Source organism: Streptomyces sp. NPDC005202, assembly GCF_040608235.1.
Classification (GTDB): Bacteria; Actinomycetota; Actinomycetes; order Streptomycetales; family Streptomycetaceae; genus Streptomyces.
In genome coordinates this window covers 341,714-360,522 of record NZ_JBEXHW010000004.1, presented here as the reverse complement: position 1 = coordinate 360,522, position 18,809 = coordinate 341,714, and the positions used below count along the sequence as shown (strand labels likewise).

At 70.8% G+C, this 18,809-nt stretch carries 19 protein-coding genes and 5 pseudogenes; 14 read left to right on the top strand and 10 right to left on the bottom strand.

The window, feature by feature from the left end:
* Positions 1–20: 20 nt before the first annotated feature.
* Positions 21–260, bottom strand: a complete 240-nt coding sequence (locus tag ABZV31_RS10770; RefSeq protein ID WP_355890965.1) for a hypothetical protein — start codon at positions 258–260, stop codon at positions 21–23.
* A gap of 91 nt (positions 261–351) precedes the next feature.
* Between ABZV31_RS10770 and ABZV31_RS10765 the strand changes: the two genes are divergently transcribed.
* Positions 352–1,635, top strand: coding sequence for a D-alanyl-D-alanine carboxypeptidase (locus ABZV31_RS10765; protein ID WP_355890962.1), 1,284 nt, complete (start codon positions 352–354; stop codon positions 1,633–1,635).
* Here ABZV31_RS10765 and ABZV31_RS10760 read toward each other — a convergent pair.
* Positions 1,583–2,500 (bottom strand): YihY/virulence factor BrkB family protein, encoded by a 918-nt coding sequence (locus tag ABZV31_RS10760; RefSeq protein WP_355890959.1) that lies wholly within the window; start codon positions 2,498–2,500, stop codon positions 1,583–1,585. The genes ABZV31_RS10765 and ABZV31_RS10760 overlap by 53 nt on opposite strands.
* Before the next feature lie 84 nt (positions 2,501–2,584).
* Between ABZV31_RS10760 and ABZV31_RS10755 the strand changes: the two genes are divergently transcribed.
* Entirely contained in the window at positions 2,585–3,340 is a 756-nt protein-coding gene (locus ABZV31_RS10755) for a decaprenylphospho-beta-D-erythro-pentofuranosid-2-ulose 2-reductase (protein ID WP_355890956.1), read from the top strand.
* 3 nt (positions 3,341–3,343) lie between these two features.
* Here ABZV31_RS10755 and ABZV31_RS10750 read toward each other — a convergent pair whose 3' ends face one another.
* Entirely contained in the window at positions 3,344–3,925 is a 582-nt protein-coding gene (locus tag ABZV31_RS10750) for a 2'-5' RNA ligase family protein (RefSeq protein WP_355890953.1), read from the bottom strand.
* Positions 3,926–4,077: 152 nt separating this feature from the next.
* Complete coding sequence (trpS, locus tag ABZV31_RS10745) at positions 4,078–5,091, bottom strand: tryptophan--tRNA ligase (protein ID WP_355890950.1); 1,014 nt, start codon at positions 5,089–5,091, stop codon at positions 4,078–4,080.
* An 89-nt stretch (positions 5,092–5,180) separates the two neighbouring features.
* Here trpS and ABZV31_RS10740 point away from each other — a divergent pair.
* From ABZV31_RS10740 to ABZV31_RS10725, 4 genes and pseudogenes are all read left to right on the top strand, one after another.
* A pseudogene (locus tag ABZV31_RS10740) lies at positions 5,181–5,785 on the top strand (RNA polymerase sigma factor).
* 139 nt (positions 5,786–5,924) lie between these two features.
* A complete protein-coding gene (locus ABZV31_RS10735; protein WP_355891220.1) occupies positions 5,925–6,755 on the top strand; it encodes a hypothetical protein in 831 nt (276 codons plus the stop codon).
* Between the two features lie 157 nt (positions 6,756–6,912).
* Complete coding sequence (locus ABZV31_RS10730; RefSeq protein ID WP_355890947.1) at positions 6,913–7,608, top strand: hypothetical protein; 696 nt, start codon at positions 6,913–6,915, stop codon at positions 7,606–7,608.
* Positions 7,609–7,627: 19 nt separating this feature from the next.
* Positions 7,628–8,314 carry a hypothetical protein gene (locus ABZV31_RS10725; RefSeq protein ID WP_355890944.1) on the top strand — a complete coding sequence of 229 codons (687 nt, stop codon included), beginning with the start codon at positions 7,628–7,630 and terminating at the stop codon, positions 8,312–8,314.
* A gap of 18 nt (positions 8,315–8,332) precedes the next feature.
* On the opposite strand, the gene ABZV31_RS10720 is transcribed toward ABZV31_RS10725, so the two are convergent.
* Entirely contained in the window at positions 8,333–9,787 is a 1,455-nt protein-coding gene (locus ABZV31_RS10720) for a glycine hydroxymethyltransferase (protein WP_355890941.1), read from the bottom strand.
* A 211-nt stretch (positions 9,788–9,998) separates the two neighbouring features.
* On the opposite strand from ABZV31_RS10720, the gene rocD reads away from it, so the two are divergent.
* Complete coding sequence (gene rocD, locus ABZV31_RS10715; RefSeq protein ID WP_355890938.1) at positions 9,999–11,204, top strand: ornithine--oxo-acid transaminase; 1,206 nt, start codon at positions 9,999–10,001, stop codon at positions 11,202–11,204.
* 38 nt (positions 11,205–11,242) lie between these two features.
* On the opposite strand, the gene ABZV31_RS10710 is transcribed toward rocD, so the two are convergent.
* Together ABZV31_RS10710 and ABZV31_RS10705 are read right to left on the bottom strand one after the other, a co-directional pair.
* Entirely contained in the window at positions 11,243–12,427 is a 1,185-nt protein-coding gene (locus ABZV31_RS10710; protein ID WP_355890935.1) for a glutathionylspermidine synthase family protein, read from the bottom strand.
* A gap of 15 nt (positions 12,428–12,442) precedes the next feature.
* A pseudogene (locus ABZV31_RS10705) lies at positions 12,443–12,810 on the bottom strand (hypothetical protein).
* A 132-nt stretch (positions 12,811–12,942) separates the two neighbouring features.
* Here ABZV31_RS10705 and ABZV31_RS10700 point away from each other — a divergent pair.
* Both ABZV31_RS10700 and ABZV31_RS10695 read left to right on the top strand, forming a co-directional pair.
* A complete protein-coding gene (locus tag ABZV31_RS10700; RefSeq protein WP_355891218.1) occupies positions 12,943–13,767 on the top strand; it encodes a hypothetical protein in 825 nt (274 codons plus the stop codon).
* A gap of 111 nt (positions 13,768–13,878) precedes the next feature.
* Complete coding sequence (locus ABZV31_RS10695; protein WP_355890932.1) at positions 13,879–14,019, top strand: hypothetical protein; 141 nt, start codon at positions 13,879–13,881, stop codon at positions 14,017–14,019.
* Between the two features lie 129 nt (positions 14,020–14,148).
* On the opposite strand, the pseudogene ABZV31_RS10690 reads toward ABZV31_RS10695, so the two are convergent.
* Positions 14,149–14,358: pseudogene (locus tag ABZV31_RS10690) on the bottom strand (hypothetical protein); the annotation flags it as partial.
* Between the two features lie 106 nt (positions 14,359–14,464).
* On the opposite strand from ABZV31_RS10690, the gene ABZV31_RS10685 reads away from it, so the two are divergent.
* The 4 genes from ABZV31_RS10685 (at position 14,465) to ABZV31_RS10670 (ending at position 17,204) form a co-directional block, all read left to right on the top strand.
* Positions 14,465–15,661 carry a helix-turn-helix transcriptional regulator gene (locus ABZV31_RS10685; RefSeq protein ID WP_355890929.1) on the top strand — a complete coding sequence of 399 codons (1,197 nt, stop codon included), beginning with the start codon at positions 14,465–14,467 and terminating at the stop codon, positions 15,659–15,661.
* 138 nt (positions 15,662–15,799) lie between these two features.
* The gene (locus tag ABZV31_RS10680; protein WP_355890926.1) at positions 15,800–16,108 is read left to right on the top strand and encodes a hypothetical protein; all 309 of its coding nucleotides are present in this window, start codon (positions 15,800–15,802) and stop codon (positions 16,106–16,108) included.
* Entirely contained in the window at positions 16,105–16,473 is a 369-nt protein-coding gene (locus tag ABZV31_RS10675) for a hypothetical protein (protein WP_355890923.1), read from the top strand. The genes ABZV31_RS10680 and ABZV31_RS10675 overlap by 4 nt, the downstream gene beginning before the upstream one ends.
* Positions 16,474–16,859: 386 nt before the next feature.
* On the top strand, positions 16,860–17,204 hold the full coding sequence (locus ABZV31_RS10670) for a hypothetical protein (protein WP_355890920.1): 345 nt from the start codon (positions 16,860–16,862) through the stop codon (positions 17,202–17,204).
* A 9-nt stretch (positions 17,205–17,213) separates the two neighbouring features.
* Here the strand turns inward: ABZV31_RS10670 and ABZV31_RS10665 are convergent.
* Positions 17,214–17,462 (bottom strand): annotated as a pseudogene (locus ABZV31_RS10665) (PLP-dependent aminotransferase family protein); the annotation flags it as partial.
* A gap of 23 nt (positions 17,463–17,485) precedes the next feature.
* On the opposite strand from ABZV31_RS10665, the pseudogene ABZV31_RS10660 reads away from it, so the two are divergent.
* Positions 17,486–17,851, top strand: a pseudogene (locus ABZV31_RS10660) (isocitrate lyase/phosphoenolpyruvate mutase family protein); the annotation flags it as partial.
* Positions 17,852–17,854: 3 nt separating this feature from the next.
* On the opposite strand, the gene ABZV31_RS10655 reads toward ABZV31_RS10660, so the two are convergent.
* Positions 17,855–18,808 (bottom strand): ABC transporter substrate-binding protein, encoded by a 954-nt coding sequence (locus ABZV31_RS10655; protein ID WP_355890917.1) that lies wholly within the window; start codon positions 18,806–18,808, stop codon positions 17,855–17,857.
* Position 18,809: the final 1 nt, after the last annotated feature.

Sequence of the window (18,809 nt, the reverse complement as noted above, 5' to 3'; positions counted from 1 at the left end):
CGGTCGGTGTGTCCGGAACGCTATGACGTCCGGCGCAGTGCGCGCAGTCCACGCAACCCGATGACCCCGATGACCGTCCCCAATACGAAGGAAACGACGGCGAGCGTCAGGTGCACCCAGAAGTACGCCGTCGGGTGCCCGTGGTCGAACGCGAGCCCGCTGCTGTCCTTGACGAGATTCTTGACGAAAGTGACCCAGATGACCCAGCTCCACACCCCGAAGGCGAGCAGGAACCAGGAGACGGGGCGGCTGAGCTTCATACGTTCAGTATCGCTGCCGGGCGTCCGGCTCAGTGGCCGGGGTGGGGCGGGAGGCGGGACTTCGGTGTCCGCGGCATGTACGTTCTTGATCGTGCCCGCACCACAGAAGACCGCCATGCGATCCCTACTGGTCACCTCCGCCACCTTGTTGTCCCTTTCATTGACCGCGCCCGCCGCCCTTGCGGCCCCGAGCCCGTCGACGAGTCCGTCGGCCACTCCCCCGGCGCACATGTCGGCCGTGGGCGGCGCCCGCCTCGGCCAGGCCGGCACGCAGGTCAACCTCGGCACCGGTGTGCCCGTGCTGCCGAAGGACCTCACCGCGCGCTCCTGGATCGTGGCCGACGCCGAGTCCGGCCAGGTGCTCGCCGCGCACAACGCGCACTGGCGGCTGCCCCCGGCCAGCACGCTGAAGATGTTGTTCGCCGACACGGTGCTGCCGAAGTTCCCCAAGACACAGACGCACAAGGTCGCCGTCTCCGACCTGGCCGGGATGGGCGCCGGTTCCAGCCTGGTCGGGATAAAGGAGAACGAGACCTACACGGTCCACGACCTGTGGCTGGGCGTCTTCCTGCGCTCCGGCAACGACGCCGTGCACGTGCTGTCCGCGATGAACGGCGGCGTCGAGCAGACCGTGAAGGACATGAACGCGCACGCCCAGGAACTCCAGGCCCTCGACACGCACGTGGTGACCCCGGACGGCTACGACGCGAAGGGCCAGGTCTCGTCGGCGTACGACCTGACGCTGTTCGCCCGCTCCGGGCTGCAGAAGAAGGACTTCCGCGAGTACTGCTCGACCGTGCGGGCGTCGTTCCCGGGGGTGACAAACAAGAGCAAGAAGGGCAAATCGGTCCGTAAGTCCTTCGAGATCCAGAACACCAACCGGCTGCTGACCGGCGACACCGACGTCTCGGTGTACCGGGGCATCGCGGGCGTGAAGAACGGCAACACCACCAACGCGGGCGCCACCTTCACCGGCGTCGCGGAACGGGGCGGCAAGGTACTGCTCGTCACCGTGATGCACCCGGAGAAGAAGGAGCACAACGAGGTCTACAAGGAGACCGCCAAGCTCTTCGACTGGGGCTTCCAGGCGGACGGCAAGGTGCAGCCGGTGGGCGAACTGGTGCCGCCGAAGACCGCCGTCCAGGCGAGCGCACAGCCAAGCACCACACCCTCGTCCGGACAGGCGGGCGGCAGAGAGGGCGGCGGTTCCTCGTCGAAGCCCGTGGCGAGCGCCTCCGCCGGGGACGGCTCCAGCGGCGCCGGGATTGCGCTCGCGGTCACCGGCGGGGTGCTGGCGCTGCTCGCGGCCGGTGCGTTCCTGGTCAACCGCCGCTGGCCGCTGCCGGATCTGATGCGCCGCCGGACTCGTCCCTGAGCTCGGCGAGTTCGACGTCCTTGCTCTGCGTCGCCGTCCACGCGGCGCAGTAAAGCACCAGCTTGGCGGTGAAGTTGATCCACAGCAGCAGGGCGACGGGGACACCGAACGCACCGTACATGCTCTTCGCCGCCACGCCCTGGATGTAGCCGCTGATCAGCAGCTTGAGCAGTTCGAAGCCGACGGCGCCGATCAGCGCGGCGACGACCAGGCGGCGGCGCGGCGGCTCGACGCCGGGCAGCAGGGTGAGGACGTACAACAACACCAGGAAGTCGGCGAGTACGGCGACGGCGAACGCGACGATCCGCAGCAGGACGCTGCCCCAGCCGTGTTCGTCGAGTCCGATCTGCCGGGAGGTCCAGCCGATGGCCGCGGAGGCGACGGTGGAGACGGCGAGCGTGAGGAGCACGGCTCCGCCCAGGCCGACGAGGACACCGGCGTCCTTCAGCTTGCTCAGCAACGGGTTCTCCTCGGGATCGGGCAGCTCCCACACCGCGCGCAGACAGTCGCGCATCTGACCGACCCAGCCGATGCCGGTGAACAGCAGGGCGACGCCCGCGATGAGGCCGACGGTGCCGGCGTTCTGGACCAGGGAGTTGATGTCGAGCTGGCCGGAGACGCCGGGGAACTGCTGGGCGATCTTGTCCTGGAGCTGGTGCTGCTGTTTCGAGCTGAGCGTGGCGGCGGCGATCGCGGCGGCCACCGTCAGCAGCGGGAAGAGGGCGACGAAGCTGATGAACGTCATGGCCGCCGCCAGCCGCGTCCATTTCACCCGGTCCAGACGCTCGTACGACCGCCACGCGTGCGTGGCCATCAGGCGCGCCACCAGCGGACCGATGACGGGTAGGTTCTTCAGCCAGTCCATGATCGGACTGTGCCCGCTCACCGCTCGCGTCAACACCGCGTTTCTGAACCAAACGCTCATAGGTGGGCGATACAGTCGTCTGCCGTGAAGGATGCCTCCGGTCTCCCCCAGTCCCTGCTCGTCCTCGGCGGTACGTCCGAGATCGCGCTGGCCACCGCGCGCCGCCTGATCGCGCGCCGCACCCGCACGGTGTGGCTGGCGGGCCGCCCGTCGCCCGCCCTGGAGGAGGCCGCCGCGCACCTGCGCACCCTGGGGGCGGACGTGCGCACCGTCGCCTTCGACGCGCTCGACGCCGAGTCCCACGAGACCGCGCTCGGCAAGGTCTTCGCCGAGGGCGACGTCGACATGGTGCTGCTGGCCTTCGGGATCCTCGGCGACCAGGCGTACGACGAGCGGGAGCCGTTGAACGCGGTGCGTGTCGCGCAGACCAACTACACCGGGGCGGTCTCCGCGGGCCTGGTGACCGCCCGGGCGCTGCAGACCCAGGGGCACGGCTCCCTCGTGGTGTTCTCCTCGGTCGCCGGCGAACGCGCCCGGCGTGCGGACTTCATCTACGGCTCCAGCAAGGCCGGCCTGGACACCTTCGCGCAGGGCCTGGGCGACGCGCTGCACGGCACCGGCGTGCACGTGATGGTCGTACGCCCCGGGTTCGTACGGTCGAGGAGGACGGCAGGCCTTCACCAGGCCCCGTGCGCGACGACGCCGGAGGAGGTCGCGACGGCCGTCGAACTGGGGCTGCGGCGGCGCTCGGAGACGGTGTGGGTGCCCGGTGCGCTCCGGGTAGTGATGTCGGCGCTGCGGCACCTGCCACGGGCGGTGTACCGGCGGCTGCCGCTGTAGCCGCTACCGCGTCGGCAGCGTGCCGCGGTCCACGTGGGCCGCCTGCGGGGGCACCACCGTACGGCCGCTGAAGGCGAACTCCCGCAGCTTGCGCCACACCCCGTCGGGACCCTGCTCGTAGAGGGCGAAGCCGGTGCACGGCCACTCGGCCTCGTAACCGGCGAGTTCCTCGAAGGCGCGGTCCATCGCCGCGTCGTCGATGCCGTGCGCCACCGTGACGTGCGGGTGGTAGGGGAACTGGAGTTCACGCGCCACGGGCCCGGACTCATCGCGAACCTGCATCTGAAGCCAGCTGCACGCCTCTGCACCCTCGACGACCCGCACGTACACCACCGGCGACAGCGGCCGGAAGGTGCCGGTGCCGGACAGCCGCATCGGGAAGGGGCGCCCGGCCGCGGCGACCTCGGTCAGATGCGCCTCGATGGCCGGCAGGTCGGCGTCCTCGACCTCGGTCGGCGGCAGCAGGGTGACGTGCGTGGGGATGCCGTGAGCCGCGGCGTCGCCGAAGCCCGCGCGCAGCTCCTGGAGCAGGCTGCCGTAGGGCTCCGGGACCGCGATCGACACGCCGATCGTTACGGTCCCCACGTCGTCTCCTGTCGTCGTGTCTGTTTCGTTCTCAGCCGTTTCGTCACGGCCGTCCGGCTATCGACTGTACGACCACGGCTGTGTTGTGGGCAGGCGCAGCCATAGTGATGTGCAGCGCTCTGCCCCGTGCCACGTGTGTGCGGTGGTGCGCCTCAGTGCTTGGCAGGCAGGAAGCCCACCTTGTCGTACGCCTGGGAGAGGGTCTCCGCGGCGACCGTGCGCGCCTTCTCCGCGCCCTTGGCCAGGACCGAGTCGAGGGTCTCCGGGTCGTCCAGGTACTGCTGGGTCCGCTCCCGGAACGGCGTCACGAACTCGACCATGACCTCGGCGAGGTCCGTCTTGAGCGCACCGTAGCCCTTGCCGGCGTACTTCTCCTCCAGTGCGGGGATACCCGCCCCCGTGAGGGTCGAATAGATGGTGAGGAGGTTGCTGACGCCCGGCTTGGCCTCCGGGTCGAAGCGGATGACGGTGTCGGTGTCGGTGACCGCGCTCTTGACCTTCTTCGCGGTGGTCTTCGGCTCGTCGAGGAGGTTGATGAGGCCCTTCGGCGTGGAGGCCGACTTGCTCATCTTGATCGTCGGGTCCTGCAGGTCGTAGATCTTCGCCGTCTCCTTGAGGATGTACGGCTTGGGAACGGTGAAGGTCTGGCCGAAGCGGCCGTTGAAGCGCTCGGCGAGGTCGCGGGTGAGCTCGATGTGCTGCCGCTGGTCCTCGCCGACCGGCACCTCGTTGGCCTGGTAGAGCAGGATGTCGGCGACCTGGAGGATCGGGTAGGTGAACAGGCCGACGGACGCCCGGTCGGCGCCCTGCTTGGCGGACTTGTCCTTGAACTGGGTCATGCGGCTCGCCTCGCCGAAGCCGGTGAGGCAGTTCATGACCCAGGCGAGCTGGGCGTGCTCGGGGACGTGGCTCTGGACGAAGAGCGTGCAGCGCTCCGGGTCGAGCCCGGCGGCCAGCAGCTGCGCGACGGCGAGCCGGGTGTTGGCGCGCAGCTCCTTCGGGTCCTGCGGGACGGTGATCGCGTGCAGGTCGACGACCATGTAGAACGCGTCGTGGGTCTCCTGCAGGTCCACCCACTGGCGGACGGCACCGAGGTAGTTGCCGAGGTGGAACGAGCCTGCGGTGGGCTGGATTCCGGAGAGCACACGGGGTCGGTCAGAAGCCATGCTCACCATTCTCTCAGGTCTGGGACGCCGGTCCGGTACTGGTCGGAAACAGCTGGGAACCGAAGCGTCTCCCGTGGTGTAACAAGGATGTGAGGACGCGGGAGGGGGGCCGCATCGTCGATGAGGCCGCGGTGATCGCACGCGTACGCGCCGGAGAGCCGGAGGCATACGCGGAGCTGGTGCGTGCCCATACAGGCATCGCCCTGCGGGCGGCCGCCGCGCTCGGCGCGGGTGCGGACGCGGAGGACGTGGTGCAGGGCAGGCCTTCGTCAAGGCCTACTGCTCACTGGGGCGCTTCAAGAACGGCGCGGCGTTCAAGCCGTGGCTGCTCGCGATCGTCGCCAATGAGACGAGGAACACAGTGCGCACGGCGGCGCGGCAGCGCACGCTCGCCGGCCGGGAGGCGGCCCTGGTGGAGGCCGAGCCGCTGATACCGGAGTCGGCGGACCCGGCGGTGGCGACTCTGGCGACCGAGCGCCGCGCGGCCCTGCTGGCCGCCCTGGAGCAGCTGAGCGAGGAGCACCGCCTGGTCGTCACCTACCGCTATCTGCTGGAGATGGACGAGTCCGAGACCGCCCAGGCCCTGGGCTGGCCTCGCGGAACGGTGAAGTCCCGGCTCAGCCGCGCCCTGCGGAAGCTCGGCCGACTGCTGCCCGATTTTCGGCCCGGGGAAGGGGGTGAGGAGCGTGAATGAGTCGTACGACGGTGAGGGTGCCGGATCCGCTCGGCAGGCCGGTGATCGAGGCGCCGACGGCCCAGGTCCGCGCGGGCGTGATGCCGACCGGGGTCCGCGGGGACGTGCCGGCGGGCGGGGGCGCGAGGGTGCCTCCCGGCTGCCGGAGGAGCTGCGGGCGCTCGGGCGGTCGCTGGACGCGCCGGGTGCGGCGGGGCCGGAGTTGATGGTCGAGCGGGTGCTGGAGCAGATACTCGCCGAGCAGGTGCCCGTCCCGGTGGCCGGGCCGCCGGGCGCCGGTGAGCGGCTGCAGGCGGTGCGGCGCTGGACGCGGATGCGGTGGCGTTCGCTGACCGCGACGCTGTGCGGTCTGCTGACGGTGCTCGCGCTCACGCCCCCGGTGCGGGCGGCGGTCCTCGACTGGTTCGGCTTCGCCGGGGTCGAGGTGCGCTACGACCCGTCGGCGGTGCCCTCTCCGGGCGCCGAGGTCCCCGACTGCGGCCGGTCGGTGTCGCTGGCGCAGGCCGCGCGACGGGCGGGGTTCGAGCCGCTGGTGCCGGACGTGCTCGGCGTGCCGGACGCGGTGACGGTGACCGGCGAGCCGCGCGGGCGGTTCCTGATGACCCTGTGCTGGCGCGAGCACGGGCGGACGATACGGGTCGACGAGTACGCGGCGCGCCTGGACGTCAGCTTCGTCAAGACCGTGCGTGAGCCACCTGAGTGGGTTCCGCTGGACGCGAAGACCGCGGCCGGCGAGGCGTCGAACCACGCCCTGTGGTTCCCGCGCCCGCACCTGCTGACCTTCTGGCTGGTGGACGCGGACGGGCACCACTTCACGCGCGAGCAGCGGACGGCCGGTCCGACGCTGCTGTGGACCCACGCGGTCCGCGGCGGCGACGTGACGCTCCGGCTGGAAGGCGTGGCGTCGAAGGCCCGGGCTATGCAGATCGCCCGGTCGGGGATCAAGGAGCCCGAGAAGTCCTCGCACTAGTGCGGGCGGGGTGGGAACCCCGGCGGGCCGGGCGGTGTACCAGAAGTGACACGCGGCCCGCGCACGGGCCGCACGGGTTCGGCCGGTTGGGGGTTCGGATGGGCAGGCGGAGGGTTCGTGAACTGGCGGGGCTGATGGGGGCATTACGCTCGCTTTGATGGTGTGGGGCGCGTCCTCCGCGGCGGCGGGCGGTCCGACGAGCGTGCTCGTGACCTCGCCGGGCAGCGGGGAGGCCACCGCGCTGTACTTCTCCGACGAGAAGTACAGCGAGCTGGAGCAGCTCCTCGGCCAGGCGGGCACGGGCAGCCGGGACACGCCTCCCGAGGCCGACCTGGTCAACGCCCGGCAGATCAACGTCACCTGGCTGGCGCACGACATATCCCCCTGGCGGCTCGACCGGGTCTTCCCGGCGACCAGCGGAGACGCTGTCTGGATCCACACGGCGGCGAACGTGCCCGACTCCCCCAACGGCTACTGGCACCGCGCCGAGCAGCCCTCCCGGCTGCGCGCCCTGCTCAAGAAGCTGGGCGTGATGGGCAAGGCCTCGGGGCAGGGATACACCGGCATCTTCCCGGCACCCTGGCAGTCGGACACCGCCACACCGGGCGCGGACGCCGGGGCGGCCACGCCGGACGCGGCCCGGGGGACGGCGACGCCGGATGCGGCCGCGGGGAGGGCGGCGCTACCGTCCGGCGCGCCGGGGACAGGCGACGGGGGCACCGACTGGTGGTGGGCGATACCGGGCGCGGCGGCCGGGGCGGTGCTGGCGGGTCCGTTCACCTCGAGGCTGCCGTTCGAGCGCCTGCGGCGGGGGCAGGACCCGGGGCCGAGGCAAGAGCTGCGGGACGTGTGAGACCTGGGGAGGGGGACGGATGGCACTGCGAGGCAGACGGACGGCGTCGCGGCTCGCCGCTGTGTTACCGGTGTCCGTGGCGGCGGTCCTGTGCGGCATACCGGCGACCGGAGCAGCCGCGGACCGGGAACCGCACGCCGATCCTGCCAATGTGGCGCTGGTCGTCGCGGGCGGCTCGGGGCGGACGTCCGCGCTGTGCTCAGGGGAGCCCGGCTTCGCTCGGCTCTGGCAGTTGCTGCAGCCGACGTATGCGGGGACGGAGCCGGTGTCGGAGGCCTGGTTGCAGGGACGGTATCCGGCAGTGCGGGTGACCGTGGTGTGGGGGTTGTCGGGTGTCGGGGGCTGGCCGCAGACACATCGGGCGCCGGGAGGGGACATGGCCGTCGAGCGGCAGGACCAGCTGATCGTGGCGGAGGACGGCACGCCCTGGGTGCGCACGGATCCGGCGCCGGATGTGGAGGATGACGACATCCGGTGGCACCGGGCGCCGCGCTCGGTCTTCGGGCAGCTGGACCGGGCGGGGCTGCTGGGCGGGGCGGGCGACACGGCCTCCGGGGACGGGTCCGGGGCGGCGGATCGCGCCTGGTGGGCGGCCGCGGGGCTCGCTGTCGCGGTCGGCGGCACGCTGCTGATACGCCGCGCGGCGGCCCGGCGTGGGGCCGGACCGCCGCGGGAGGAGCGACGACAGGAGCTGATCGACTTGTGAGCCCCGGTGCGGGGTGTGTCAGCCGAGGTCGATCTCCGGGTACAGCGGGAAGCCCGCCACCAGGTCCGTCGCCCGGTGGGCGATCTCGTCCGCGATCTTGGGGTCGAGGACGTGCTGGGCCTTGGAGGGCGTGCCCTTGCTGGTCGTGCCCGGTTCGGCAGCCGTCAGGACACGGTCGATGAGGCCGGCGACCTCGTCCATCTCAGCGGTGCCCAGGCCGCGGGTCGTCAGCGCGGGCGTGCCGATGCGGATGCCGGAGGTGTACCAGGCGCCGTTGGGGTCGGCCGGGATCGCGTTGCGGTTGGTGACGATGCCGGACTCGAGCAGCGCGGCCTCGGCCTGGCGGCCGGTGAGGCCGTAGGAGGAGGCGACGTCGATCAGGTTGAGGTGGTTGTCCGTGCCACCCGTCACCAGGGTGGCGCCACGGCGCATCAGGCCCTCGGCGAGGGCGCGGGAGTTGTCGACGATGCGCTGGGCGTAGTCCCGGAAGGAGGGCTGCCGGGCCTCGGCGAGGGCGACGGCCTTGGCGGCCATGACGTGGGGGAGCGGGCCGCCCAGCACCATCGGGCAGCCGCGGTCGACCTGGTCCTTGAGGGAGTCGTCGCACAGGACCATGCCGCCGCGCGGGCCGCGCAGCGACTTGTGGGTGGTGGTCGTGACGATCTGGGCGTGCGGGACCGGGTCGAAGTCGCCGGTGAGGACCTTGCCCGCGACCAGGCCCGCGAAGTGGGCCATGTCGACCATGAGCGTGGCGCCGACCTCGTCGGCGATCTCGCGCATGATCCGGAAGTTCACCAGGCGGGGGTAGGCGGAGTAGCCGGCGACGATGATCAGCGGCTTGAACTCGCGGGCGGAGGTGCGCAGGGCCTCGTAGTCGATGAGGCCGGTGGCGGGGTCGGTGCCGTAGGAGCGCTGGTCGAACATCTTGCCGGAGATGTTCGGGCGGAAGCCGTGGGTGAGGTGGCCGCCGGCGTCCAGGGACATGCCGAGCATGCGCTGGTTGCCGAAGGCGTGGCGCAGCTCGGCCCAGTCGGCCTCGGACAGGTCGTTGACCTGGCGGACGCCGGCCTTCTCCAGGGCGGGGAGCTCGACGCGCTGGGCGAGGACGGCCCAGAAGGCGACGAGGTTGGCGTCGATGCCGGAGTGCGGCTGGACGTAGGCGTGGCGGGCGCCGAAGAGCTCCTTGGCGTGCTCGGCGGCCAGCGACTCGACGGTGTCGACGTTGCGGCAGCCGGCGTAGAAGCGGCGGCCGATGGTGCCCTCGGCGTACTTGTCGCTGAACCAGTTGCCCATCGCGAGGAGGGTGGCCGGGGAGGCGTAGTTCTCGGAGGCGATCAGCTTGAGCATCTCGCGCTGGTCGGCGACCTCCTGGCCGATGGCGTCGGCGACCCGCGGCTCGACCGCGCGGATCACGTCGAGGGCGGCGCGGAAGGCGGTGGACTCGGTGGAGAGGGGCGCAGAGTTCTCAGGCATCAGGACCTCCGGACGTGGCGTTCGGCGTTCACGGTTCGGCCCAGGCGCACGGCACACTTCCCGCTCGGGCCGCTCCCCGATGGTCGGTCCCATCCCAGCGCGCCAGTCACGGCCCGTCGGTCAGCCTACCCGGCGCGCCGCACGGCCGGGTTCGCGCGTCCACCATGCGAGCGAGGATAGGAAGGGGGCATCCTCACCTTCGGGAGCCGCCGTGACCACTACGGAAGACCTCATCGCCACTGCCGACGCCCACAGCGCGCACACCTACCACCCGCTGCCCGTGGTGATTGCCACCGCGGACGGCGCCTGGATGACGGACGTCGAGGGGCGCCGGTATCTCGATCTGCTGGCCGGTTACTCGGCGCTCAATTTCGGGCACGGCAACCGGCGGCTGGTCGAGGCGGCCAGGGCGCAGCTGGAGCGGGTGACGCTGACGTCGCGCGCCTTCCACCACGACCGGTTCGGCGCGTTCTGCGAGCGGCTGGCCGAGTTGTGCGGCATGGAGATGGTGCTGCCGATGAACACGGGCGCGGAGGCGGTGGAGACCGCCGTGAAGACGGCACGGAAGTGGGGCTACCGGGTCAAGGGCGTGCCCGCGGAGATGGCGAAGATCGTCGTCGCGGGGAACAACTTCCACGGCCGGACGACGACGATCATCAGCTTCTCCACCGACCCGGAGGCGCGGGCGGACTTCGGGCCGTACACGCCGGGCTTCGAGATCGTGCCGTACGGGGATCTGACGGCGATGCGGTCGGCGATGACGGAGAACACCGTCGCCGTGCTGCTGGAGCCGATCCAGGGCGAGGCGGGGGTGCTGGTGCCGCCGGCCGGCTATCTGGCGGCGGTGCGGGAGCTGACGCGGGAGCGGAATGTGCTGTTCGTCGCCGACGAGATCCAGTCGGGGCTGGGGCGGACGGGCCGGACCTTCGCGTGCGAGCACGAGGGGGTTGTCCCGGACGTGTACGTCCTCGGGAAGGCGCTCGGCGGCGGGATCGTGCCCGTGTCGGCGGTGGTGTCGTCGCGGGACGTGCTCGGGGTGTTCCGGCCGGGCGAGCACGGGTCGACGTTCGGCGGGAATCCGCTGGCGTGTGCGGTGGCGCTGGAGGTGATCGCGATGCTGCGCTCGGGCGAGTACCAGGCGCGGGCCGCGGAGCTGGGTGAGCACCTGCACCGGGAGCTGGGACTGCTGGCCGGCACCGGACGGGTGACGGCGGTGCGCGGGCGCGGCCTGTGGGCGGGCGTCGACATCGGCCGGGCGTTCGGGACGGGCCGGGAGATCTCCGAGAAGCTGATGGACCGGGGCGTCCTGGTGAAGGACGCCCACGGTTCGACGATCCGGATCGCCCCGCCGCTGGTCATCGGCAAGGAGGACCTGGACTGGGGGCTGGACCAGCTGCGGGCGGTGCTGAACGTCTAGCCGGGCCCGTCCGGTCGTCAGGTTGCGACTCGCGGTGCTCAGAGGATCACGTGCGGCAGGAAACGGGCGTACTCGTCCGTGACCAGGCCCGAGGACTCACGGATGCCGAGCCCGGCGGACTCGTCCTCGACGACCCAGGCGCCGAGGACGACGTGGTTGCTGTCGAAGGCGGGCAGGGGTGCCAACGCCTGGTAGCAGCACGGCTCGTCGCGGACGACGGGGTCCGCCCCCGGCTGGTGGACCGTCACCCCGGCTCCCTCCCGGCCGAGCAGCGGCTTGGCCACGTAACCGGTCGTCGTCGCCAGTTCGCGGGGGCCGTCGAGGTGGGCGGGCAGCAGGTTCGGGTGCCCGGGATACAGCTCCCAGAGGATGGCGAGCAGCGCCTTGTTGCTGAGCAGCATCTTCCAGGCGGGCTCGATCCACAGCGTGCTGCCGGTGCCACCGCCGTTGTCGAGGGTATCGAGGACGTGGCCGGCGAAGCGGTCGGTGGTCAGCCACTCCCACGGGTAGAGCTTGAAGCAGCTGCGGATGAAGCGGAGCTGGTTGTCGACGAACCGTCCGGACAGCGGGTCCCAGCCGATCTCCTCCATGGAGATCCAGTCGGTGTCGAGGCCGGCCTGCTCGGCGGTCTCCTTCAGGTAGGCGACCGTCATGAGGTCCTCGCCGAGCTCGTCGGCGGAGGAGTGCGCGAAGTACAGGGGGCTGCCGGGCGGGAGGAGGGCGGACTGCTTCTTCCAGGCGGCGACGAGGCGTTCGTGGAGGGAGTTCCACTGGTCGGCGCCGGGGAAGCGTTCCTCCATCCAGAACCACTGCGGTGAGGCGGCCTCGACCAGGGAGGTGGGGGTGTCGGCGTTGTACTCCAGGAGCTTCGCCGGGCCGGTGCCGTCGTAGCGGAGGTCGAACCGGCCGTAGACGGACGGGAGTTCGGCACGCCGGTGCCATGCCTCGGCGACGGCCTGCGCGACGCGCGGGTCGGTGATGCCGAGGTCGGCGAAGCGGTTCGCGTCGACGATGTGCGCGGCCGCGGCGAGGCACATGCGGTGGAGGTCCTCGACGGTCTCCTCCAGCGCCTCGACCTCGTCGAGGGTGAAGGCGTAGTACGCGCTCTCGTCCCAGTAGGGGCGCAGGGAGTCGTCGGGGTAGCGGGTGAGCGGGTAGATGAGCCCCTGGGCCTCGACGATCTGCTGCCATCCGGGGCGGGGTTCGATCCTGCGGCGTTCCATCTCTTCCGTCCCCCGTCAGCCGCCGGAGCCGCCCTTGCCGCCGCCGAAGCCGCCACGGTCGACGCCACCGCTGCCGTGGCCGCCGCTCGAGCCGCCGGAGCCGCCCGAGCCCTTGCGGGGCTTGGTGAAGGAGCCGCCGTCGACCCAGCTGCCCTTCTTCTTGTCTTCTTGCCGCCGTAGTACCAGGCGCCGTCGGCGGAGGCCTTGGTGGACTTGCAGTTCTTGTCGGAGACGACCTTGTAACCCCGGGCCGCGGTGTAGCTGTCGCGGTCGACGCAGCGCTTGTCCGGGTCGGAGGAGCAGGCGGTGAGCGCCGCGGCGAGCAGTCCCATGCCGCCGAGTACGACCGTGCCCGAGCGAAGTTGCCGACGTGCGTCCGCCATGTCCGACTCTCCCCGTTGTCCGTTGTTGTCCGTCGGCCGGTTTCCGGTGGCCAGCCTAGAGGTCGGTGTGAGCGCCCGTGCGGGCGGCCCGTGCATCTCCCGCTCCCCTAGAGTCGCTTCGTGCTCTTTGGAATGGTGTGCGCGCTGGGTGCGGCGGTCTGTTTCGGTACGGCGACGGTGCTCCAGGCGATCGCCGCGCGCACCGCAGCCGGCACGGGCGGGGGCGGAGACGCGGCGCTGCTGCTGCGGGCGCTGCGGCAGTGGCGGTACCTGGCGGGGCTCGCGCTCGACGGCCTCGGCTTCCTGCTGCAGATCGCGGCCCTGCGGTCGATTCCGATCTACGCGGTCGGCGCGGCCCTCGCCGCGAGCCTCGCGGTGACGGCGGTGGCTGCGGCCCGGCTGCTGCGGGTGCGGCTGAGCGGGACGGAGTGGGGCGCGGTGGGCGTCGTCTGCGCCGGGCTGGCGATGCTGGGGCTGGCGTCGGGGACGGAGGGCAGCCGGGGCGGGTCGGCGGTGCTCAAGTGGTCGATGCTGGCGACGGCGGTGGCGGTCCTGGTGCTGGGGGCCGTGGGCGGCCGGCTCGCGGGACGCGGACGGGCGCTGCTGCTCGGGCTGGGGGCCGGGTTCGGGTTCGGGGTGGTCGAGGTGACGGTGCGGCTGATCGACTCGCTCGCCCCGTCGGCGCTGCTCACCAATCCGGCGACGTATGCCCTCCTCCTCGGTGGAGGTGCCGCCTTCCTGCTGCTGACCTCGGCCCTGCAACGCGGTTCGGTGACCACCGCCACCGCCGGAATGGTGATCGGGGAGACCCTAGGGCCCGCGGCGGTGGGGGTGGTGTGGCTCGGGGACCGCACCCGGGAGGGGCTGACCTGGCTCGCGGTCCTGGGTTTCGCGGTGGCGGTGGCCGGGGCGCTCTCACTGGCGCGGTTCGGGGAGGCGCCGGTCGAGGAGGGGTGAGGGTTGCGTCGCCAGCAGGTCATGCCTGAATCGAAGCCCAGCTCCCAGGGCCTGTCCGGCGGATCTTGGAGCGACGCGACGTGTCGGCGGCCTGGAGGTGGCGTCGCCCAGGTGATTGATCTGCAGGTACGTGCTGAAAACGGGGATGTGATCGCCCGGGGCAGCTGCGGCTATGAGTGGGACGACAGGATCGAACGGTCAGAGTTTCCGCTGCTGGGCCACGTCTGCCCCTTCACTGACACCATTCACTGACACCATCTTCAACGGCTGGCAGATCCGCTCCCTGCTTGAGGAATTGGCGCGGGTTCCCTCGGAGTGTGACGGCGGGTGGGTAGCCGAGGCACAGCGGTTGAGTGAGCTGGTGCTGAAAAACCCTCACTACTACCTCTGGTTCGTGGGTGCATGAACACTGCCGACTCCGGGTGTGCAGGGTGATGACGGGCGGAGCCATGGCCGGTTGCGGCTGTGGTGACGGTGCCGCCTGGAGGACATAGGCCCTCTTGTCGAAGCGAGTGGCAACGGCCCGGAAGATCTCGAGCCGGTTGGTCGTCCGCCCAACTCGTTGCGACGCTCATAGATCTCGCTGTCGAAACTCGTGGGATCCACCGCCGAGTCTGCGTCCCGGCCCAGCGTTTGGCTGATCGGGTGCGGTGTGGCGGGGGTACCGTCTGAGTGTTGCCGCAGAACGGAGTTCGCCGTGTCCCAGAGCATCGAGGAGCACACCGGCGCTCGGATCGCCCGGATCCGGAAGCAGCGTGGTCTGACACAGCAGGGGCTGGCGATGCGGGCGCATGTGTCGAAGTCGCTGTTGTCGAAGGTCGAGTGCGGACAGAAGCCCGCGTCCCCCGCTCTTGTCGCTGCCTGTGCCCGCGCCCTGGGCGTCTCCACGTCTGAGTTGCTGGGGCAGCCGTATGCCGAGGAGTTGCGTCGGGACCGGATGGATGCGCTGATCCAGCCGATCCGTGAGGGGCTGGAGAACTGGGACATCGCTCTGGACTGGGAGATGGCTCCGCGTCCGACCGCGTTGATCTGGACGGATGTTCAGCGGGCTCTGGAGAAGCGGCGTCAGGCGCAGTACACGGACATGGTGCGCGACCTGCCGGGGCTGATCGATGAGTCGGTGCAGGCCGTTCACACCCATACTGGTCAGGAGCAGCGGCTGGCCTACGAGTGCCTGGCGGAGACGTTCCGGTGTGTCTTCACTGTGGCGTGGAAGCTCGGCTTCCTCGATCTCGCGACCGTCGCGCTGGACCGGCTGGCGTGGACTGCTCCGCGCGCTGATGAGCCGGGGCTGGCCGCCATGCATGCTTTTCTTCGTGCGCAGACCACGTTGTCGTCCGGCCGGTACGACGTCGGTCTGCGGGTAGTCGATCGGGCCCTGCGGGACCTCGACGGCCTGGAATCGCGCCGCCCGGCAGGTATTGAGGCCATGCGGGGCATGCTGCATCTGCGCGCCGCAACGATCGCGGGCCGGATGAAGGACCGGGACCACGCCGACGCCCGTCTGGCCGAGGCCCGAGCTCTCGCCCGGACCACAGGCGAGTTGCCCGACTTCGGCGTCACCTGGGGGCCGGTGAATGTTGGTGTCCACGCTGTCGCCATCGCCTCGGAGATGGACGACTTCGGGCGCGCGATCGAACTCGCTGAGGATGTACGCATTCCGCGCGGCTGGACCCGCTCGCGGGCCGGGCACCACTGGATGGACCTCGGCCGGGCCCACGTCTGGGCAGGCCACCCGGAGCAGGCGCTGGACTGCCTGCACCAGGCCCGGCGCATCGCCCCGCAGCAGACCCGATACCACCCGACCGTTCGGGAGACCGTACTGGCCCTCAAGCGGCAGGAGCGGACGCGCAACGGCTCGCTGGCGCAGTACGCGGAGTGGGTCGGGATCTAGCAGATTCCCAGCAGGAGGAGTTGCACCATTAGGTGCAATTGCCGTGCATCATCCGTCGGCATACTGACGCACAGTCAGGACCCCCGCGACCGGGCGAACGGTCCGGGGGCGTGGCCAACGCTGACAAGGAGCGTCGACATGCCGCACCGTATCGTCCACATCTTCGAGCCGCTGCTGCGGCTGCTCTGGCCCGCGCCTGGGCGCCATCGCAGACCAGATCGCCGCTCTGCCGCACTCGGCGCGGAACTGACGACCGCATGTCCGCCTCGCGTACCTGGTGCCCAGGTACTGCGCGGTGAGGAGATCGGACTGGTCCGCCCATACCTGGTCGCGCACGAGCGGCGGAAGGCCCAGAGGCAGCAAGCTCGCCGGCGCTCGCTGTGGTTGGCTGTGCACGGCATCGACATCGGCCAGGTGCCGATCCCCGAGGTGGAGGTCACCGCATGACGGGCGGGACGGGCCGTTTGCGCCTACTGCCGTGGGCGGGCCCGGAGGGGAAGCCGTGCTATCTCGCGAGTGACGGGGCCGGGTACCTGTCCCGCGTGGCCGACAACGTGGAGTCCGCCCAGCTTTGTCTGGCCGGTGAACTCCTCCAAGAGGCGCAGCGCGTCCTGGCTGGACGCCAGTGGTCCCCTGGCGAACTGCATCTGCTGGCGGTGCAGTTGACCGAGGCTCTCGGCAACATGCACCGCGTCGCAGTGAGCCGGGGCGCACGCCTGCCCGCACCCGCCTGCGACGACCTCGACGCCGTGGGGGAACTGGAGGACGAGCGAGACGAACGGGACAGCCCGCATCCCGTCGCCCGCCGCTGACCCCCACATCGCGGTCTCCCGTTCCGGGCGGCACCCGTCACATCCAGCCGGGCCGCGCATGGGAGTCCCCGGAGATCTGCAGCCCTCCGGGGATTCTCACCGCGTGTCCTTGGGGCGCTTGGCTCCCGCGACGCCGACTCGCCTGTTCCAAGCGCTCCAGGCGTTCGCGCACATCCGCAACGTCTGGCGACCTCCTCCGCCCGATTGCTGTCCGCAGCCTGGGCCATGGCCATGGGGTGAGGTATCCGATTTTCACGAGGTCGCGACTCAAGCGCCGACGCAGCACTGTGTCCCTCGCTCAAGCAACGACCAGCGGGAAAGGACAATGCCATGGCGTCGAGGTCGCACCGGTCAGCACCCCGCCGTGAGCCGTACCGTCAAGACGTATGGACTATGGCCTCTCGAAGGTCTCGACTTTCGAACGGTATGCCAGCTCACCCGGGCGCTCCCGACACAGCCCCTGCACCGCGACCGTCGACCAAAACCGCATCGACACCAACACCTGGATCACCGAACCTGACTTCACCACATCCACCGTCACCTACGCAGACGCGGAATCGATCGTCGCCGTCCCGGACCCGGCCAGTACCACGGAACCGCAAGCACTGAGGCTCGACGCAGACGCGGCTCCCCTGGACTTCGACTCCGGTGACCACGTCAACCTCACCGCCGACGGGTACAGCGCGATCGGCAACGCCTTCGACCTGGCCGCTCTGGGACCGGACACGTAAGGACGCCCGTCACGGCAGCACCCGGCACAACGCGTCCAGCGCCCCCGCCCACGCGTGGTCCGGCGGTGTGCCGTACCCCACGACCAGCGCGTCCACCGGCTCGGCGACCGCCTGTTCGTGGCGGTAGCGGGACAGGCCGTGGACGGCGAGCCCCTGCCACGCCGCCGCCTGGACCACGGTGTGCTCGGTGCCGGGCGGCAGGCGCAGCACCGCGTGCAGGCCGGCGGCGATGCCGGTGGCGCGGACGTCGGGGGCGCGGGCGGTGTGTCCTCAAGGACGCGCACGAGCACGCCCACTGGCTCACCGACGTGCGGTCCGCAGCGGCGGACCAGCTGTTCGTCAACGCCCGCATCGACACCTTCATCCGGGGCGTCGCTGATCCGGAACGGGCCATCGAGCGAGCCGCGCTTACGTCGCCGCGTGCGCCGACTGCATGTATCCGATCGGCGGCGCCCCGGCGGACGTACTGCCGCTGCTGCGGTCCGGGATCCAGGGGCCGCTCAACGTGTTCGCGCGGCTGGACGGCGAGGGCCCCTCGCCCATCCGAACTGGGCGAGCTGGGGGCCACCCGAATCACCTTCGGGCCGGGCCTGCACCGCCGGGCGACGGCGGCGCTGCGGGAGATCGCGGCCGGCCTCCCGGACTGACGGTCAGGACAGCCACGCCCTCCATGTGGACTCGTGGCTGTCCACCCACTTCTTCGCCGCCTCGGCCGGAGTGAGCTTCTGGTCGGCGATCATCAGGGAGACCTCGTTCTGGGCCTCGGTCGTCCACTTGAACTTCTTCAGGAAGGCGGCCGCCCTGCCGCCCTGCCGGGAGAAGTCCGCGTTGAGGTACTTCTGCAGCGGCGTGTGCGGGTAGGCGCAGGCCACCTTCGCCGCGTCCGCGTCGCAGCCCTCCTTGTACGGCGGCAGCTTCACCTCCGTCATCGGCACCTTCTTGAACAGCCACTGCGGCGAGTACCAGTACGTCAGGAAGGGCTTCTTCTCCTTGGCGAACTGCCTCATCTGCGTGATCTGCGCCGCCTCGGAACCGGCGAAGACGACCTGGTAGTTCAGCTTCAGGTTCTTCACCAGCGCCTTGTCGTTGGTGACATAGGAGGGGGAGCCGTCCATCAGCTGGCCCTTGCCGCCGCTCTCCGCGGTGCGGAACAGCGAGGCGTACTTGTTGAGGTTCTTCCAGTTCGTGATGTCGGGGTGCTGCTTGGCCAGGTACGTGGGGACGTACCAGCCGATGTGCCCGGTCACCCCGAGGTCGCCGCCGCGCGCGATCGTCTTCTTGTCCTGGACGTACCGCTTCTCCTGGTCGGGGTGGCCCCAGTCCTCCAGGATCGCGTCCACCCGGCCCTGGCTCAGCGCGTCCCAGGCCGGGACCTCGTCGACCTGGACGGTGTCGACGCGGTAGCCGAGCTTGTGCTCCAGCAGGTACTGGGCGACGGCCACGTTGGACTGTGCGCCCACCCAGGACTGCACGGACAGGGTCACGGTCTTCGAGCCCCGCGCGTTGGCGAAGGGCGAGGCCTGTCTGGTCATGTCGGCGGCGCCGCAGCCGGTGGTCAGCGCCAGGACGGCCACGGCGGCCGTGAGGGTCGTACGGCGGGCCATG

Bases quoted from the DNA above. Each gene is read 5' to 3' on its own strand.
- ABZV31_RS10720 (WP_355890941.1), bottom strand. From the start codon at position 9,787: ATGCCTGAGAACTCTGCGCCCCTCTCCACCGAGTCCACCGCCTTCCGC.
- ABZV31_RS10725 (WP_355890944.1), top strand. From the start codon at position 7,628: ATGGCACTGCGAGGCAGACGGACGGCGTCGCGGCTCGCCGCTGTGTTA.
- trpS (WP_355890950.1), bottom strand. From the start codon at position 5,091: ATGGCTTCTGACCGACCCCGTGTGCTCTCCGGAATCCAGCCCACCGCA.
- ABZV31_RS10710 (WP_355890935.1), bottom strand. From the start codon at position 12,427: ATGGAACGCCGCAGGATCGAACCCCGCCCCGGATGGCAGCAGATCGTC.
- ABZV31_RS10670 (WP_355890920.1), top strand. From the start codon at position 16,860: ATGGACTATGGCCTCTCGAAGGTCTCGACTTTCGAACGGTATGCCAGC.
- ABZV31_RS10760 (WP_355890959.1), bottom strand. From the start codon at position 2,500: ATGGACTGGCTGAAGAACCTACCCGTCATCGGTCCGCTGGTGGCGCGC.
- ABZV31_RS10655 (WP_355890917.1), bottom strand. From the start codon at position 18,808: ATGGCCCGCCGTACGACCCTCACGGCCGCCGTGGCCGTCCTGGCGCTG.
- ABZV31_RS10730 (WP_355890947.1), top strand. From the start codon at position 6,913: ATGGTGTGGGGCGCGTCCTCCGCGGCGGCGGGCGGTCCGACGAGCGTG.
- ABZV31_RS10675 (WP_355890923.1), top strand. From the start codon at position 16,105: ATGACGGGCGGGACGGGCCGTTTGCGCCTACTGCCGTGGGCGGGCCCG.
- ABZV31_RS10700 (WP_355891218.1), top strand. From the start codon at position 12,943: ATGGTGTGCGCGCTGGGTGCGGCGGTCTGTTTCGGTACGGCGACGGTG.
- ABZV31_RS10680 (WP_355890926.1), top strand. From the start codon at position 15,800: ATGCCGCACCGTATCGTCCACATCTTCGAGCCGCTGCTGCGGCTGCTC.
- ABZV31_RS10770 (WP_355890965.1), bottom strand. From the start codon at position 260: ATGAAGCTCAGCCGCCCCGTCTCCTGGTTCCTGCTCGCCTTCGGGGTG.